Source organism: Bacillus sp. ISL-18, from assembly GCF_018613415.1.
Classification (GTDB): domain Bacteria; phylum Bacillota; class Bacilli; order Bacillales; family Cytobacillaceae; genus Neobacillus.
Window position 1 is genome coordinate 1 of sequence record NZ_JAGGQG010000041.1, and the last position, 14,963, is coordinate 14,963.

Below are 14,963 nucleotides of genomic sequence, written 5' to 3' on the forward strand. Positions count from 1 at the left end.
ACACAATTAAATGGACTTGACTCGACTCGGTAAATGAAATGCCTTTTCTTTGACCGATGAGATGCATTTTATCCCGACTCGGTAAATGAAATGCCTTTTCTTTGCCCCATGAGATGCATTTATCCCCGACTCGGTAAATGAAATGCCTTTTCATTATGTAAAAAGGCAAGTCTGTTTGAGGGATGCTGCATCCGGTGGTATTCGTATGAAGATATTGCACACGACAGAAATACCTTCCGCATTTTCTTCATGTGAGATTTATTTTATTATTACGATTGCTTGGCTTCCCATCTGTTCCCAAGCTTTAATAAAGTTAGACTTATTTAATTTTTGATTTTTATTGCCATAAGGGTTATTTATATAAATATAGTTTTGATCATAACCGGTAATTACAACACTATGCTCGCTATACGTAATTCGAATCGGTCCTTGTGGTGTATTCCACGACTGAAAATTAGATACCGGTGCAAAGGTGGTTGTCGTAATAATCCAAACTGGCAGCCCTTTCCCGACATAGCTTAATACTTCAGAAAATGGCTTCTTCGTTAAGTTAACCGCTTTATTTCCTACATATTTTTTCGCAAGCGATAAAACGGGACCATTGTATACAGCTAACCCCGGTCCGTTTGCCATATCACCTACAAACCCTACATTTGGGTTTCCCCTTAAGCCATTATTATATGTCCAAGGAACTTTATTCACCTGGTTTGCTAATGTATTTTTCGTCACTTTCACACCGTGATAGTTTAAAACCATAGCTAAACTAGCCATCTCACATCCATTTTTTAAACGAGGGGCAGCCATTTGATTAATCAGTGGCACATTCAATACCATGCTGTTGCTTTGACTTTGAATGTTTATCCCAAGTGCTTTTGCCGTAGCTGGGCCCACAATTCCATCTACTTGTAAATGACGAGCTTTTTGGAATTGCCTGACCGCATTTTCTGTATTGACTCCAAAGATCCCGTCTATTCCTTTTGTGTTATATCCAAGCGATGTCAGTTTTCTCTGCAGCTCTGTTACAGAAGGTCCCCGGCTTCCTTTTTTCAGAATGACCCCACTAGTACTAGTACTCACGGGACTAGATCCCCCGGTTGCTGCGGACGCAGAATCTAAGGGCACACCCATCCCCAAACTAAACACCAGCAGAAACGCCATGGCAAAAAGATTAAACCATTTTCTCTGCAACTAGTATCCCCCCAAACTTCTAGTCTAATAATCTAGGCAAATTTCCACCGCTGACTATATTTTACCATTTTTGTCCATGATTAAACTTAAATCTCACTGAATTTTTTGATTTTTTCCGACACTTACTTTAAATCAAAGGGTCCCTTCTTTTTCATTCTATTTCGCCTCCAAAGGGAAAATTCAGCACTTAAATAAAATATGATTTAGACGTATTTATATCGAAAAAGTTTTCATTTCATACGAAGGGACCACCAAACGATGTTGATGGTCCTACTTTACTTATGATCATTCAATTAGGAAGATTATCGTTCATTTACGAAAATTTCAGCAAAGAACCCTTCTGTTTTTGTGAATCCTACACTTCCATACATCGCTTCACGATTGAAGCTGTGATATTCCTCTAGGAATTGAAAAATTCCCTCTAAGATTTCATCGTTGTCGTACTTATGTGTCTGACCACCATGCGCGGAAGCTTTTGCAATAATATCTCCGTTATCCTTGGCGTCAATTTCCTTTACATCCACATCTTCTGGACGACAGTTCCTTTGATTTGCCACAAATACACAAATCCCATCTACGACTTCTTGTTCATTTAATTTCAGTTTCATCGTTTAAAATCTCCTTGTATAGACTGTTCTACCACTTTTGCTCCTTCTGACCAATGCGTATAGTAAATAAATCACTGCGATTACTATTATGAAGTCAATGATCCAAGCTAATGGTGAAGGTCCATAATTTGTGTAATGTCCACCCGTATAATAAGTGGCTCCCCAAGGATGGAACATACTTCCCATGAACATCCCCATTGTAAATCCGTGGTAATAACCAAACCAGCCAAACGGAGAATATCCCGCATGATAATAGTGATGGACACTTACTGGGTTACCACGGTAATATCCCTTTGTCGTGTTACCTGAGTAGACTTTGCCTGTTACCGTTGAAGTTCTGCCTGAGAAAGAACCTGACCTTTGATAACTGTTTGTGGTGCTTTTCGTACTCGTTCCTCCTGAAGAATGAGAGGAACTTTTTGTACTTGAGCCCCCCGAAAAGGAAGAGGACTTAGAAGTTGAACTCTTTGTGCTTGATCCTCCTGAAAAAGAAGAGGGCTTAGAGGTTGAACTTTTTGTGCTTGAACCTCCTGAAAAGGAAGAGGGCTTAGAAGTTGAACTTTTTGTGCTTCCTCCTGAAAAGGAAGAACTTTTGGAACCAGAACTCGTTGTACTTGAACTGCTGGATGAGGAACGTCTAGTGCTTGAACCACTATAGGATGAACCATGTGATGAACCGCTGTAACTGCTGCCGTGAGAACTAAAAGAGCCGGAAGAACGAGAAGAACTCCCTCCTCTAAATCCTGCTGCATCAACCATGTTCGGTATGAGCAATAGCAAGGATAATAAGAGCGTAAAAAAAACTTTGCGTATCATTTTGTATCCCCTTTATTTCTATACTTATTGATAATTTTTCCATACTAACTATATTTACCCAAAATGGCTATATACGTATCATACAATTTTTCGTGGTGAAAATCTTAGTTTTTTTGAAAAATTTATGATTCTCAACTCAAGAGTTAATAAGATTATTAGAAGAAAGGAAGCTAGGAGTAATGAGGGATGTAAGTTTCTGTCTTTTATGTCATAATTATTTTTTGTAGATATATATATTTACAATACATACATTGTGAAAGTGGGAATCATAATGGCGACAGGAGCACATACAGTAGAAATTCCAGTAGATGTACAAGCAGTTTGGGATTATGTCAGTGACCTTGAAAAATGGGCAACAACCGTACCAGCCTATAAAGAACATGAAATCATAAATGACCAGCAGTCTATTTGGACATTTGAAGGTAGTTTGAAAGGGATAAAAAAAACAATCCAAGCGCAGGTAGATATTACCGAATGGAATAAACCTTCAACTATTAAGTTTGATCTAAAAGGTTTATCAGATAATTTTACAGGAAGCGGTCACTTTATTTCAGAAGATCTTAATGGTAAAACCACCATGACTTGTACAGTGGAAGTCCGTGCAGGCGGATTATCGGGTGCAGTGTTAACCCCAATTATTAAATGGGCTGTTCCCAAAGTAGCCTCTCGTTTAACCGAATCCATTGCACGTAAAATTGAGTATTCTCATAGTTATTAAAGAGTGGGAATCACCTCATCAGAAAAGATGCTACAAATCCTATTTTTTGAATACCGGATAACAAAAAACCCATCTTCAAAATCGAAGATGGGTTTTCACATTCTATTATAATTGTCTTGCTCCAAGATAACGAGCTTTCCAATATGAGTTACTCATGGCCGTAATTTGGACACCGCTGGATGCGGAATGAATGAACTGACCATTCCCAATATAGATTCCCATATGTGAAGGACCATTCGTATAAGTATGGTAATAAACGAAATCACCAACCGAGATAGAAAACACTGGTTTTGTTGTCTTCCAATACCCATCAACCGTCAGACGGGGAGCGGGTTTTTGTTTATTTATCAAATAGTGAATAAATCCACTGCAGTCAAATCCTTTTGGCGTAATTCCTCCCCATCTGTAGGGAGTGCCAATTACTGCTTTTGCATCTGATATTAACTTGCCTTTATTGATGGTGGACGCTGCCGGTTTAGCCGCCACTGTTGTTGTGGTTTTTGGTGCGGCCGTTGCAGGAGCCCCATTCACTTTTAATTTTTGTCCTATTTTAAGCTTGTCCGATGTTAGACCATTCCACGCTTTAAGTTGGGCCACTGTTGTTTTATATTTCTTGGCAATCGCTGACAAGCTATCGCCTGATTTAACCGTGTAGACTACTGAAGCCGGGCTGGTGCTAGGTTTAGCCGCAGCGACGGCCTTGCCTTTTTCAGGAATGATGATACTCTGACCTATTTTAATTCTATCACTTGATAGTTTATTAGCCGCCTTAATTTCTGATACTGATAGATTATATTGTTTAGAATACTTTGATAAAGTATCCCCGCTTTTAACTTTTATTGTCGCAGCCATGGCTGAAGTGCTATATAATGATGTCCCAAATACGGTAGCAGTAATGAACGTTAACAATTTCTTTTTCATACTTTCCCCCAAATGATTTAATCTATTTCCAGTTTACAACTTTTTTGGAAGAATGCCAGATTATGTCGAAAACGTTATCAAATTGTAATCTTTTTGTAATGTTATGTCGTTTAATTTTTTGAAAGTTGGGTAAAGTGAAAAGTCAATCCTGTTACATTAAAATTCTATGAGAAATATGGGGAATTTTTCTGAAAATAATAGCAAACTATGGTAAAATTAATAAAAATATGTAAATATGAGGTGATTTCTCCTAGATGAAGAAAACAATCGTTCGAACTCTATCGACAACAGCTCTCTTTTCTTGCGTTTTTGCTGGTTCCGCAATGGCGGCTACATATAAAGTTCAAAAAGGTGATAGTCTTTCAAAAATTGCCTCAGATAACAATACGAGTGTAGAAAATATCAAGAAATTAAATGATTTAAGCTCTGATCGGATTTACGTCAATCAAACGCTCCAGCTTTCCTCTAATACACCAACTGCCTCCGTTCAGGCAGTTCAGCAAACGACTTATAAAGTTGTTAGCGGCGATGCTTTGATTAAAGTCGCCAACCGTTTCCATGTCTCAGTCGGCGAGCTCCAGCAGTGGAATGGTCTGAAGGGAACAATCATTTATGTTGGACAAACACTGAAGGTATCTGCTCCTGGGAAAACAGTGACGGTGTCCGCACCGACTACCACTGCACACGCGGCAACGGCTGCGCCAGCGACCAAAGTTCCGGCTCCTTCTGCAACACAGCCAACTGCCATTTATACGGTAAAAAGCGGTGATTGTCTAAGTGAAATTAGCAGTCAATTTGGAATGACGGTTGCGCAATTGAAAACACTCAATAACTTGAGATTAGATTTAATTTATGTCGGGCAGACGCTGAAGGTTTATGCGAAGCAGACTAGTACGCCAGCTCTCGCTGTGCCGGCCGCTCCTGCTGCTAAGCCTCAGGCGGCCAATCCAACAGGTGTCACTAGTAATTATATTGTCAAAAGCGGAGACACACTTGGAAAAATTGCGATCACCTACGATATGACTGTCCAAGAATTAAAGTCACTCAACCACCTAACATCTGACCGGATTTATGTCGGGCAATCGCTGAAGGTGACAGGCACTGTTGAGACTGTAAAAGCGCCAGCTCCTGTAACACAGACAGATGCTGCCGGACAGATTGTTTCGATTGCTAAAAGTTTAATCGGGACCCCTTACGTCTGGGGCGGCAGTACGGCTTCTGGTTTTGATTGCAGCGGATTTATTTATTATGTCGCCAATAAAGCAGGTAAATCACTGCCCCGTACTTCGGCTGCGGGTTATTATGACCGAACCTATTACGTGAATTCACCTAAAGCCGGTGACATAGTATTTTTTGAAAATACATATAAACAAGGAATCTCCCATTTAGGTATCTATCTTAACGAAAATCAATTCATCCATGCCGATGAAAAGCACGGCATTATGATTTCTAATTTACATAGTCCTTATTATACCGCCCATTTCGCGGCCTTTAAGCGTTTCTATTAAAATCTCCCATTTTGGGAGATTTTTCATGTATAAAAGAGTGCTAGATTGGGAATAGTACTAGTAAAGACGTTTACAAGGGAGATGGGAAAAATGAACAGTCAATTATCACTATTAACGGAGTTTGTTAACGAAGATGGATTTGAATTGAACAGCTATCTTACTCATTTATTCGAACAAGTTACTAGTCTATCAAATAATGAAGACCTACATACTGAGCCAACCCTGTAGCGAAAGAGGGTTGGCCTTTTTTTTGTTTTTTTATGGACTCCTTCTTTTAAAAATTATCCCGAAATAAAAATGTAAATATTCTGTCACGGTAATACCGTTGATGTTAGGAATTTGAAGGAGTAAGCTTTACTTACTATTTGAGGAGTGATTAAGTTGAAAACAGTATCCGTACATAAGCTAGCGTTTAAAAAACATTTATCGATGATTGAGCAATTTTCAATTAAAGATTTCCTATTTAAATGGGTTGGTAGACCACCAGAAGGATTGGATGACATTCTGCCGCTAGAGTACACAGAAAGTGTCTTTGCAAAGATGGAAGCAAAACAGGGAACTTCTTATCTCATCAATGAGGATGAACGTTTTCGATATGCGACCATTACAGAGGATAATCAAATTGTTATTGGTATTTTAGATTCCAATGAAGAGTTAACGCATCGAATCCTTTCTCTGGATGAGGTTTTAGCAGGTAAGCACTTGTAAGGTGCTTGCCTCTTTTTATTGCATAAATAGAAAATTTGGTTCGAATCTGACATAGGTATAAAGGATAAAGGAAAATAGCAGGATTTACTTTCTACCTTTATTTTTTAAAAATAAAGAGAAGAAAGTATTAAATTCTTCGGAAAGGTAGTGATGGAAAAGTTGCTTTACATATGGGACATTGAGGAGATTATTAAAAATACATTGCAAGAGCACAAATTAGACATTAATTATGAATTGAACAATAAACTACCTGCACCTATGAGTTATAACGTTTCGACAAATACGATTAAGTTTAACTACCTGCAAGTAAACGGATACATCGCCAATATTAACTTTAAAATTAAAGAGACAGATGAAGACTGTGTTAAACTCATTCTTTTTCATCAGCTCGGTTACTATTTAGATTTTAGGAAAAACAAACATGATTTACGGATGCTAAAGTATGGCGAGGATGAAGAAAAAGAACAGCTTCTCGCTTTAATAGAAAAGAATTCCTGGGAATACGGCAGGACTTTTGTACCTGAGAAACTATTAAAATCATATGATAAAGTACGTTCAATCGATAAAATGCTGCTAAAAAACTATTGAAACGTCATTTCGAATTCATAAACAATCGAAAAAAAATTCCTGCCTTTTAGTCGTAAGCAGGAATTTTTGCATTTGATTAAATGGATCAAGATCGTCTTTTTCGATTGCGCAAGAAGGTAGGAATATCCAGCGATTCTGCTGGTTTTTCTGAGTGCCTGCGATAATCTTGAACGGTTTCGCCATGGTTTATCAGATTAGGTTGTTTACGTCGTTCGCTTCGATATGGAGTAACCACGGGTTCCTCTGATGGAACGGGAGAATTTTGTATGACAGTACTCTCTTCTTCACGCTCTTGCTCCGTAAATCCAGTGGCAATAATCGTTACAATCATTTCATCTTTTAGATTTTCGTTAATGACTGAGCCAAAAATCATATTTAATTCCTCATGAGAAGCAGAAGCAACAATTTCAGCTGCCTCCTGTACTTCAAAAAGACTTAGATTCTGACCGCCCGTTATGTTCATAATGACACCCTGTGCCCCATTGATAGAAGTTTCGAGTAATGGACTATTTAAGGCTTTCTCGGCAGCCTCGACGGCGCGATTGTTACCGGTCGCAATACCAATTCCCATTAAGGCCGTTCCTTTATGGGACATGACCGTTTTCACGTCAGCAAAATCAAGGTTGATTAAACCAGGGACAGCAATTAAATCGGATATCCCCTGAACACCTTGGCGAAGGACATTATCTGCTTCATGGAAGGCTTCAAGCATAGGGGTTTTTTCATCGACAATCTCCAATAAGCGATTGTTCGGAATAATAATTAGGGTGTCCACCGCTTCCCTCATTTCGGCAATTCCACTTTCCGCGTTTGCTGCACGTTTGCGGCCTTCAAATTTGAATGGCCGTGTTACCACACCGATTGTCAGGGCACCCAGTTTTCGAGCAATTTTTGCAATGGCAGGGGCTGCACCTGTACCAGTCCCACCGCCCATTCCGGCTGTAACGAAAACTAGGTCAGCGCCTGATAACACTTCTTCCATCTGCCTTTTGCTTTCCTCCACCGCTAATTTTCCTATTTCCGGATTGGCACCTGCCCCTAAACCTTTCGTCAAGGATTGACCAATTTGCATCTTGGTCCCTGCTTTGGATTGATGAATCGCTTGGGCATCTGTATTAACGGCAATAAATTCTACGCCCTCCACTCCGTCGGCAATCATACGGTTCACGGCGTTGTTTCCCCCGCCGCCAACACCGATTACTTTAATCGTGGCCATTTGGTCCCTTTTCATCTCAAATTCCAACATGTTCACTCCTCCTCGTTATCCAAACTGATTTGTTTTTGTACAAATCAAGGTTACTCGAAGAACTCTTTATACTTTTTTATGTTTAGTAGACTAGCAAGGATGTTTATCGTTATTAGGTTTCAGTCTAAGTAACATTGATATGATTGTCTAGTTAAGTCTTACCTACTTATTAAAATAGTTAATATAGCACATGTTTCATTACTAGTGTCTTAGGGAAATCTGGCGCTGCTCCCTCATGAATACTTCACGCTCACCATCTTCTTATTCTTTTGTTAAGTCATGTTAACATTCTTCTTACAAATACGTTACTATCTGTTCGTTCGACAAATTTCTAAAATTCGCTTGTTATAATGGCTTTGCATAAGAGGGTATGAAACTCAAAGTAAAAATAAGAGGAGGGAGAAATCTTGCCGGAGATTTTGCTTTATCTTGGTACATATCTATCAGCTGCGCTTGTTCTTGGCTGGCTGGTTAGAATTACGTTTGATCAATTTATCAAATAAACGGCCAAATTCAAGGGCAAAGATATTCGCAAAATTCCTATTGAAAAAGTTTCTAGCGGAGGTGTAATGTCATGACGGAAATATATACACCTAGTTACGTACAAGATTTGCTTCGAATAGATAGCAGTACTTTACGGAAGTATGCCACTCTTTTAGAAGGACATGGGTATCCCATTCACCGTAATACTAAAGGACACAGAGGCTATTTTGATAAAGATGTCAGCACCCTCCGCCAATTAATCGTACTTAGTAAGCAAGAAGGTGTGCCTTTGGAACAGGCAGCTATATCTGTAATGACAATTGTTCCTGAAAAAGATAGTAAGGAAGCCGTACCGTTAGAAACCACTAATGACCGCGATATTAAGCAGGATTGTAACCATGACGAGCTGTTAGGCCGTATCGAGCATTTAGAGCAAGTAAACTTAGATTTACTCAACCATTTGAAGGAGAAGGAAGAAACAAGAATGCAGATTGCAGCCGCCAGTCAGAAGAAATGGTGGAAGTGGTGGAAATAAGATAGATATCGCCACAATCTAGGCTTGCTATAAATGAATACCATAATTGATAAGAGCATTGCTTTCGTGAGCAATGCTCTTTTTTGATGAGTTTTTTCATAATTATATATTAGTTGTTTTCTATAATGCCTTCGCGAACCTCAACCATCCGTTAAAAAATAATCATTTATTGTTATGAAACTCATAATATTGTCAAAACTGAGAAGAGAAATATGACAATTAATAGAGGTGGTAAAAATGAGGATGATAAATAAATTAGCAGATTTATGTTGGGAAGGCCTAACTTTACAACACGTGTCTGATAAAGAGGTGGTTATTCCTTATCGATTATTTCTTATCCTTACATTCATTTTTGAACTATTTTTATCTTTTTTGTTCATTTTCTCTTTGTTTATATTTAACAGTTTTGGTTATAAACCTAATTATCCATACTACATAAGCGGTGGTATTTTAATTCTTATGCTAATCATGACAGGAAGCGCGGGGACGGTTCTTCTGCTTCCAAAGAAGCAATAGAACCGTCCCCGCGCTTCGCGCCTTAGTCTAATATTTTTACTTTTACGTTTTTGCGGCCCCATTGAATAGCTTGTTTGTTTGGTGGTTGGTAAAAGAACATCAATTTTTTTCCCTTTAATTGCTCCGCCCGTATCGCCTGCAATCGCGTTTCCATAGCCTTCTACCCAGACTTTGGTACCGAGTGGGATTACTTTCGGATCGACCGCAATCAGCTTCATGTTTGGATTTTTACGGATATTGTAGCCTGCCGCTGTCATTCCACTAGGAGATTCCTGCGGTGTATACGCTGTTGCTTCCACCATGAACTCTGCTGCGGCTTTTACAACGGTTTTCACTACATATTGCTTACTTACATAACCTAAACGACCATTATAACTAATTTGATACCAGCTGTTTCCAAGATCCTTTTTTACGCTGACAGCTTGTCCCCTGTTTAATTTGCCTATCGAGGCGTAGTTCGTACCGGCACCGGAACGTACATTTAGAGAAGTGGCATTAACGTAATACGTTCCGCTGGTTGTAGTGCTTGTTTCTTTTGTATATTGTGAACTTACGTAACCTGTTTTTCCATTATAGTTAATCTTTATCCAGCCACTCTGGCGGCTCATTACGTTTAATGTCTGACCATTTGTTACTTTTCCAATGATGAGTGAGCTAGTAGCGGGACTTTGACGTACATTCAATACACTTGCATTGACAACAGTAGCCGCTTCGGCTGACGCCGTAAAAAGACCAAACCCAATAAATGCAGCAGCTGCCATACTGATTACTTTCTTCATATGTATGTATCCTCCAGCATTTTACTTTTTTTCCATTATAACAACTACGAAGTCGAAAAAGAGAGAATGCCAGAATTATAAACAAATTTGTAAACTTTTTAATTGTTTTGTAACATTTTGGGAGCATAGGGACGGTTCTCCTGCTTCCTAAGAAGCAAGAGAACCGTCCCTATGCTCCTATGCCAAAACTCTATAATTTTTGTGTGCGACGACTGTTATATTTTCTTTAAACTCCAACTCTGTCTTGTTTTCGGTTATCTTCGTTATGACTGAATTATCATTAACTTTCTCAACGATTCCTTTGACTCCATTCTTAAAGATGATACGGTCGCCTATGTCTGCTTTCTTTTTGGCTTTGAATAGCAAATTAATCCCTCCATGATCCTTTTAATTTTGATTCCCATTCTAATAAAAACATTGATTCCTTGCCATTGTTTTTGTCGTTTTTAAATAAAAAAGTAATGTTTGTAATTTATAGACCCCCTCGTTTCTTGCTGCCTTTAATTTTGACATGATCATGTGATGTGGTTGCAATTTTTGTCACTAAAATTTCATATGCAGGATGTTTTTTTCAGAATATTATGTGTTATAATAATTGTAACAACTTAGATACTAAATCAGGTTGGCGGTTTATTTACTAAAAAAAAATGAAAAGAGGGATGCCTAATGGAGATTTGTATTTCATGTGGTGAGGAACTAGCGATTATGGAGCGAAATCGGACGGAGTGCTGGGAGTGCAGAGAAACAACCATCGAAGCTTATGCTGAATCCGAATAAGATTGGAATTTTAACAGAAGCGAAAACTAGCCCATTTAATACCAACGATTTACCGACCACTAACTATTTTATCAATTCACTCTGTCCCCCTATCCTAATATTAAACTAAGAAACTCATAAAAAATGCCCGGCCGCAAAATGCGGCCGGGCATTTACTTTGGAAGCATGGGGACGGTTCTTCTGCTTCCAAAGAAGCAGGAGAACCGTCCCCATGCTTCGCTTATCATGATTTTTTGGATATAATAGATGAATATGGATTTTTTTATAAAGGGGGTTACGGCCGTGGCGTCGACACCTGCTAGTGAACAAATGGAGTATTTTGAGGAACAAGTTCGCGAACTGCTCGTTCCCACGGATGCGGAGGATGCGAAGCTTGTCCAAAAGGGATTAATGCTGTACCGCCAAGGGGTCGTGAAGCAATTACAAGTATTTAATAATAAAATCACCTCTATGGTCCAAGACGTGACGCGTGTCTATGTGAAGCTCGATTTAGTGTTTGCCTCAATGAGTACGTGTACCTGCCCAACTGAGGGATTTTGCCGTCACCAGGTGGCTACCTTTTTTGCTGCTTTTTCCAAGTATGGCAGTGTTGGTGACTGGGTAACAGCGTGGCGCGAGCCTGCACGGGAGCAACAGGAAGTGACAGACTGGGGCATGCAGACGGCGAAGGACCTGATTAAGGCCAATGGCGTGATGAAGCCAGATTACAGCCGCTGGGTGCATTCGTTTGAGGTCAGCTTTGACACACTTCTGGCTTCAAAAAAGTACACAAGCCCCTATGTGATTCCGGAATTGTACGGGATTTATGAGCGCCGGATTCATGCCAGTGCACCGGTTGAACAGGAATGGCGCCTGTTATATGAAATGATTGCGATCGTGGTGTCATTCCGCAAGCTGGCCGCCCTAAGTGAGCAGCTTAGCCATGATGAGGATACCGTACGGCGGGCCTATCTGCATTTGTTCCAGAATTTGATGGAGGATGCGGAGGATTTGGCGATAAAAATCGGCGTACAGTCGCTGCCGTTTGCCTTCGATGAGTTTATTGAGCGGCTGAAGGATGATGCCTTTGAGCTGCTACGGTGTGCGAGTGGGTTGGAGTATGAGCGGATTTATTTATACCGGCTGATGTGGGTGCAATTTTTCAAAAAGAAGGCTTGGCGTGAGGATGAGATAACAAAGATTCAAGCGGGTCTGAAAGGGCTTCAGGATTGGGAGAATCCCCTCCCGCTGATGGTAGCTGGGATTCATCTTCATCTGCTCGTAGGGGAAGATGAGGCGGCGATGAAGCTGATCGGCCAGTTTACTGATGAAGAGATTGTTCCTTATCTGGTGTATTGGATTGATTACTTGTCCGGTTTGAAGGCTTGGCGCCGGGTTGGGGTCTTGATTGAGTTATTTTTTCAAAAGGTGAAGGCGTATTTGACCGCTTTAGGCGGCTACCATAGTTGTGTGACGTTTACTCGGAATGCGCTGAAGTCTGTGACGGCTTATTGTGCAGAGAATGATCGGCTTGAATTGTATGAGCGCGGCTTGCTCGCGATGCTGCCTTATAGTTTTGGGGAGTATGAGTATTTGTTGTTTGAGCGCAAGCAGTATGACCGCTGGGGCGAGCTTCAGGCGTTTGTTGGGCTGGATTTTTATGATTTGCCGAAGGAGCGCTTGAAGGTGATTGAGAAGGAGCGGCCTGAGGTTCTGCTTGGGATGCTTCATCAGACTGCGCAGCGGGAGATTGACCAGAAGAATCGGTCGAGCTATAAGATGGCGGTCCGGCATTTGAAGAAGCTGCGGACGTTGTATAAGAAGTTAAAGCGCGTGGATGATTGGGAGTATTTCTTGGAGACGCTGATGGAGCGGACGAAGCGGCTGCGGGCGTTTCAGGAGGAGTGCCGGCGGAGTAAGCTGGTGGATATTTAATAAGTGCTCATTAAAAAATTGTATGCAAAAACCCTCTTTTTTCATAAATAGAGGGTTTTTTATTTTCCAATTTGTAGATTTTTAACAATTAGATAGGCGTAATCTTTGGAGCCTAATGGGATTTCAACTGGTATTAGGTGGCATTGTTTGGTGCACCGTATTTTCTGTTTCTACTACTGAAAAATATTCGCTGTTAGTTAAAAGAGCACAAAAAAAGCGCTTATACAAGCGCTTTTTATCTTATGTATTCGTATACTGCGGAACAAATAATCTATTATTATGATGGGCCTAAATGGACTCGAACCATCGACCTCACGCTTATCAGGCGTGCGCTCTAACCAGCTGAGCTATAGGCCCTTATATTGTGGGGCATTAAATGTAATGGTGGCTCAGGACGGAATCGAACCGCCGACACAAGGATTTTCAGTCCTTTGCTCTACCGACTGAGCTACTGAGCCACACACAATCAATATCTATATCAACAGTAGAGTTGCCCTACTGGGATAAAAATGGCGGTCCGGACGGGACTCGAACCCGCGACCTCCTGCGTGACAGGCAGGCATTCTAACCAACTGAACTACCGGACCAAATTGCGGGGACAGGATTTGAACCTGCGACCTTCGGGTTATGAGCCCGACGAGCTACCGGACTGCTCCACCCCGCGATAATAGAAATTATAAAGTTTGGAATATGCTCCATGTTTTGTTACTGACTGTCCCCATCTCAGAAAGCTTATTCAAGTAGCAGCTCGATGGGTACAACTCGCAGTTTATTCATTGAAGCAACGCTCGTTGCTCCACCCCGCGATAATAGAAATTATAAAGTTTGGAGTATGCTCCATGTTTTGTTACTGACTGTCCCCATCTCAGAAAGCTTAATCAAGCAGCAGCTCGATGGGTACAACTCGCAGATTTTTCGATGTAGCAACGCTCGTTGCTCCACCCCGCGATAATAAAAAATTAAGTAAATATGGAGGAGGAAGAGGGATTCGAACCCCCGCGCGGTTTGACCCGCCTGTCGGTTTTCAAGACCGATCCCTTCAGCCGGACTTGGGTATTCCTCCATGTAAATAAAATGGAGCCTAGCGGGATCGAACCGCTGACCTCCTGCGTGCAAAGCAGGCGCTCTCCCAGCTGAGCTAAGGCCCCATAATGTAAATATCTACTTGAGATGGTCGGGAAGACAGGATTCGAACCTGCGACCCCTTGGTCCCAAACCAAGTGCTCTACCAAGCTGAGCTACTTCCCGTTAAATAAGCGCGCCCGAAAGGAGTCGAACCCATAACCTTCTGATCCGTAGTCAGACGCTCTATCCAATTGAGCTACGGGCGCATTTTGTTGAGTTTTATACTGATGATGCAAATACCATGGTGAGCCATGAAGGACTCGAACCTTCGACCCTCTGATTAAAAGTCAGATGCTCTACCAACTGAGCTAATGGCTCATACAAAGAAAAGGTGCCGGCGAGAGGACTTGAACCCCCAACCTACTGATTACAAGTCAGTTGCTCTACCAATTGAGCTACCCCGGCTTAAAGTAAGAGAAATATATTAATTTGAGGCACGCTGTCTTTGTTACCGTCATCCTGACCTCAGAAAGATTATTCAAGCAGCAGCTCGGTCAGTATGCTGAAGCCTATTCAGGAAGCTTATTCGTTCG

The 14,963-nt window shown here is 40.8% G+C and carries 14 protein-coding genes, 10 tRNA genes and 1 pseudogene; 7 read left to right on the plus strand and 18 right to left on the minus strand.

What is annotated here, in order from left to right:
* The 4 genes from J7E81_RS30155 to J7E81_RS30170 all read right to left on the minus strand — a co-directional run.
* A partial coding sequence (locus J7E81_RS30155; RefSeq protein ID WP_215047819.1) for a hypothetical protein occupies nt 1-220 on the minus strand: 220 nt, incomplete at its 3' end.
* A gap of 38 nt (nt 221-258) precedes the next feature.
* Nucleotides 259-1,188: a C39 family peptidase gene (locus J7E81_RS30160; protein WP_215047820.1), complete on the minus strand. Its 930-nt coding sequence runs from the start codon at nt 1,186-1,188 to the stop codon at nt 259-261.
* 302 nt (nt 1,189-1,490) lie between these two features.
* Nucleotides 1,491-1,796 (minus strand): DUF2653 family protein, encoded by a 306-nt coding sequence (locus J7E81_RS30165; protein WP_215047821.1) that lies wholly within the window; start codon nt 1,794-1,796, stop codon nt 1,491-1,493.
* 3 nt (nt 1,797-1,799) lie between these two features.
* On the minus strand, nt 1,800-2,612 hold the full coding sequence (locus tag J7E81_RS30170; protein WP_215047822.1) for a hypothetical protein: 813 nt from the start codon (nt 2,610-2,612) through the stop codon (nt 1,800-1,802).
* Between the two features lie 271 nt (nt 2,613-2,883).
* On the opposite strand from J7E81_RS30170, the gene J7E81_RS30175 reads away from it, so the two are divergent.
* Nucleotides 2,884-3,330, plus strand: a complete 447-nt coding sequence (locus J7E81_RS30175) for an SRPBCC family protein (protein ID WP_215047823.1) — start codon at nt 2,884-2,886, stop codon at nt 3,328-3,330.
* 105 nt (nt 3,331-3,435) lie between these two features.
* Here J7E81_RS30175 and J7E81_RS30180 read toward each other — a convergent pair whose 3' ends face one another.
* On the minus strand, nt 3,436-4,251 hold the full coding sequence (locus tag J7E81_RS30180) for a C40 family peptidase (protein WP_215047824.1): 816 nt from the start codon (nt 4,249-4,251) through the stop codon (nt 3,436-3,438).
* 254 nt (nt 4,252-4,505) lie between these two features.
* Here J7E81_RS30180 and J7E81_RS30185 point away from each other — a divergent pair, with 254 nt between their 5' ends.
* The 4 genes from J7E81_RS30185 (at nt 4,506) to J7E81_RS30200 (ending at nt 7,055) form a co-directional block, all read left to right on the plus strand.
* Nucleotides 4,506-5,759: a C40 family peptidase gene (locus tag J7E81_RS30185; RefSeq protein WP_215047825.1), complete on the plus strand. Its 1,254-nt coding sequence runs from the start codon at nt 4,506-4,508 to the stop codon at nt 5,757-5,759.
* A 90-nt stretch (nt 5,760-5,849) separates the two neighbouring features.
* Nucleotides 5,850-5,987, plus strand: a complete 138-nt coding sequence (locus J7E81_RS30190) for a hypothetical protein (protein WP_215047832.1) — start codon at nt 5,850-5,852, stop codon at nt 5,985-5,987.
* A 153-nt stretch (nt 5,988-6,140) separates the two neighbouring features.
* Nucleotides 6,141-6,467, plus strand: a complete 327-nt coding sequence (locus J7E81_RS30195) for a hypothetical protein (RefSeq protein WP_215047826.1) — start codon at nt 6,141-6,143, stop codon at nt 6,465-6,467.
* Nucleotides 6,468-6,617: 150 nt separating this feature from the next.
* Nucleotides 6,618-7,055, plus strand: coding sequence for a hypothetical protein (locus J7E81_RS30200; protein WP_308162315.1), 438 nt, complete (start codon nt 6,618-6,620; stop codon nt 7,053-7,055).
* Nucleotides 7,056-7,140: 85 nt separating this feature from the next.
* Here the strand turns inward: J7E81_RS30200 and ftsZ are convergent, their stop codons facing one another.
* Entirely contained in the window at nt 7,141-8,301 is a 1,161-nt protein-coding gene (ftsZ, locus tag J7E81_RS30205; protein ID WP_215047827.1) for a cell division protein FtsZ, read from the minus strand.
* 574 nt (nt 8,302-8,875) lie between these two features.
* Between ftsZ and J7E81_RS30210 the strand changes: the two genes are divergently transcribed.
* Nucleotides 8,876-9,319 (plus strand): MerR family transcriptional regulator, encoded by a 444-nt coding sequence (locus J7E81_RS30210; RefSeq protein WP_215047828.1) that lies wholly within the window; start codon nt 8,876-8,878, stop codon nt 9,317-9,319.
* A 538-nt stretch (nt 9,320-9,857) separates the two neighbouring features.
* Here the strand turns inward: J7E81_RS30210 and J7E81_RS30215 are convergent.
* A pseudogene (locus J7E81_RS30215) lies at nt 9,858-10,614 on the minus strand (SH3 domain-containing protein).
* A 177-nt stretch (nt 10,615-10,791) separates the two neighbouring features.
* Nucleotides 10,792-10,980 (minus strand): DUF2187 family protein, encoded by a 189-nt coding sequence (locus J7E81_RS30220; RefSeq protein ID WP_215047829.1) that lies wholly within the window; start codon nt 10,978-10,980, stop codon nt 10,792-10,794.
* A 693-nt stretch (nt 10,981-11,673) separates the two neighbouring features.
* Here J7E81_RS30220 and J7E81_RS30225 point away from each other — a divergent pair.
* Complete coding sequence (locus J7E81_RS30225) at nt 11,674-13,305, plus strand: SWIM zinc finger family protein (RefSeq protein ID WP_308162316.1); 1,632 nt, start codon at nt 11,674-11,676, stop codon at nt 13,303-13,305.
* A 283-nt stretch (nt 13,306-13,588) separates the two neighbouring features.
* Here the strand turns inward: J7E81_RS30225 and J7E81_RS30230 are convergent.
* The 10 genes from J7E81_RS30230 to J7E81_RS30275 all read right to left on the minus strand — a co-directional run bounded on the left by J7E81_RS30230 (nt 13,589) and on the right by J7E81_RS30275 (nt 14,835).
* Nucleotides 13,589-13,662, minus strand: a tRNA-Ile gene (locus J7E81_RS30230).
* A 25-nt stretch (nt 13,663-13,687) separates the two neighbouring features.
* Nucleotides 13,688-13,763, minus strand: a tRNA-Phe gene (locus tag J7E81_RS30235).
* A gap of 52 nt (nt 13,764-13,815) precedes the next feature.
* A tRNA-Asp gene (locus J7E81_RS30240) sits at nt 13,816-13,892 on the minus strand.
* A gap of 3 nt (nt 13,893-13,895) precedes the next feature.
* Nucleotides 13,896-13,969: transfer RNA gene (locus J7E81_RS30245), tRNA-Met, on the minus strand.
* A 306-nt stretch (nt 13,970-14,275) separates the two neighbouring features.
* Nucleotides 14,276-14,368 (minus strand) — tRNA-Ser (locus J7E81_RS30250).
* Between the two features lie 12 nt (nt 14,369-14,380).
* Nucleotides 14,381-14,453, minus strand: a tRNA-Ala gene (locus tag J7E81_RS30255).
* Nucleotides 14,454-14,476: 23 nt separating this feature from the next.
* Nucleotides 14,477-14,553, minus strand: a tRNA-Pro gene (locus J7E81_RS30260).
* Nucleotides 14,554-14,562: 9 nt separating this feature from the next.
* Nucleotides 14,563-14,636: transfer RNA gene (locus J7E81_RS30265), tRNA-Arg, on the minus strand.
* A 36-nt stretch (nt 14,637-14,672) separates the two neighbouring features.
* Nucleotides 14,673-14,748 (minus strand) — tRNA-Lys (locus tag J7E81_RS30270).
* Nucleotides 14,749-14,762: 14 nt separating this feature from the next.
* Nucleotides 14,763-14,835, minus strand: a tRNA-Thr gene (locus J7E81_RS30275).
* Between the last annotated feature and the right edge of the window lie 128 nt (nt 14,836-14,963).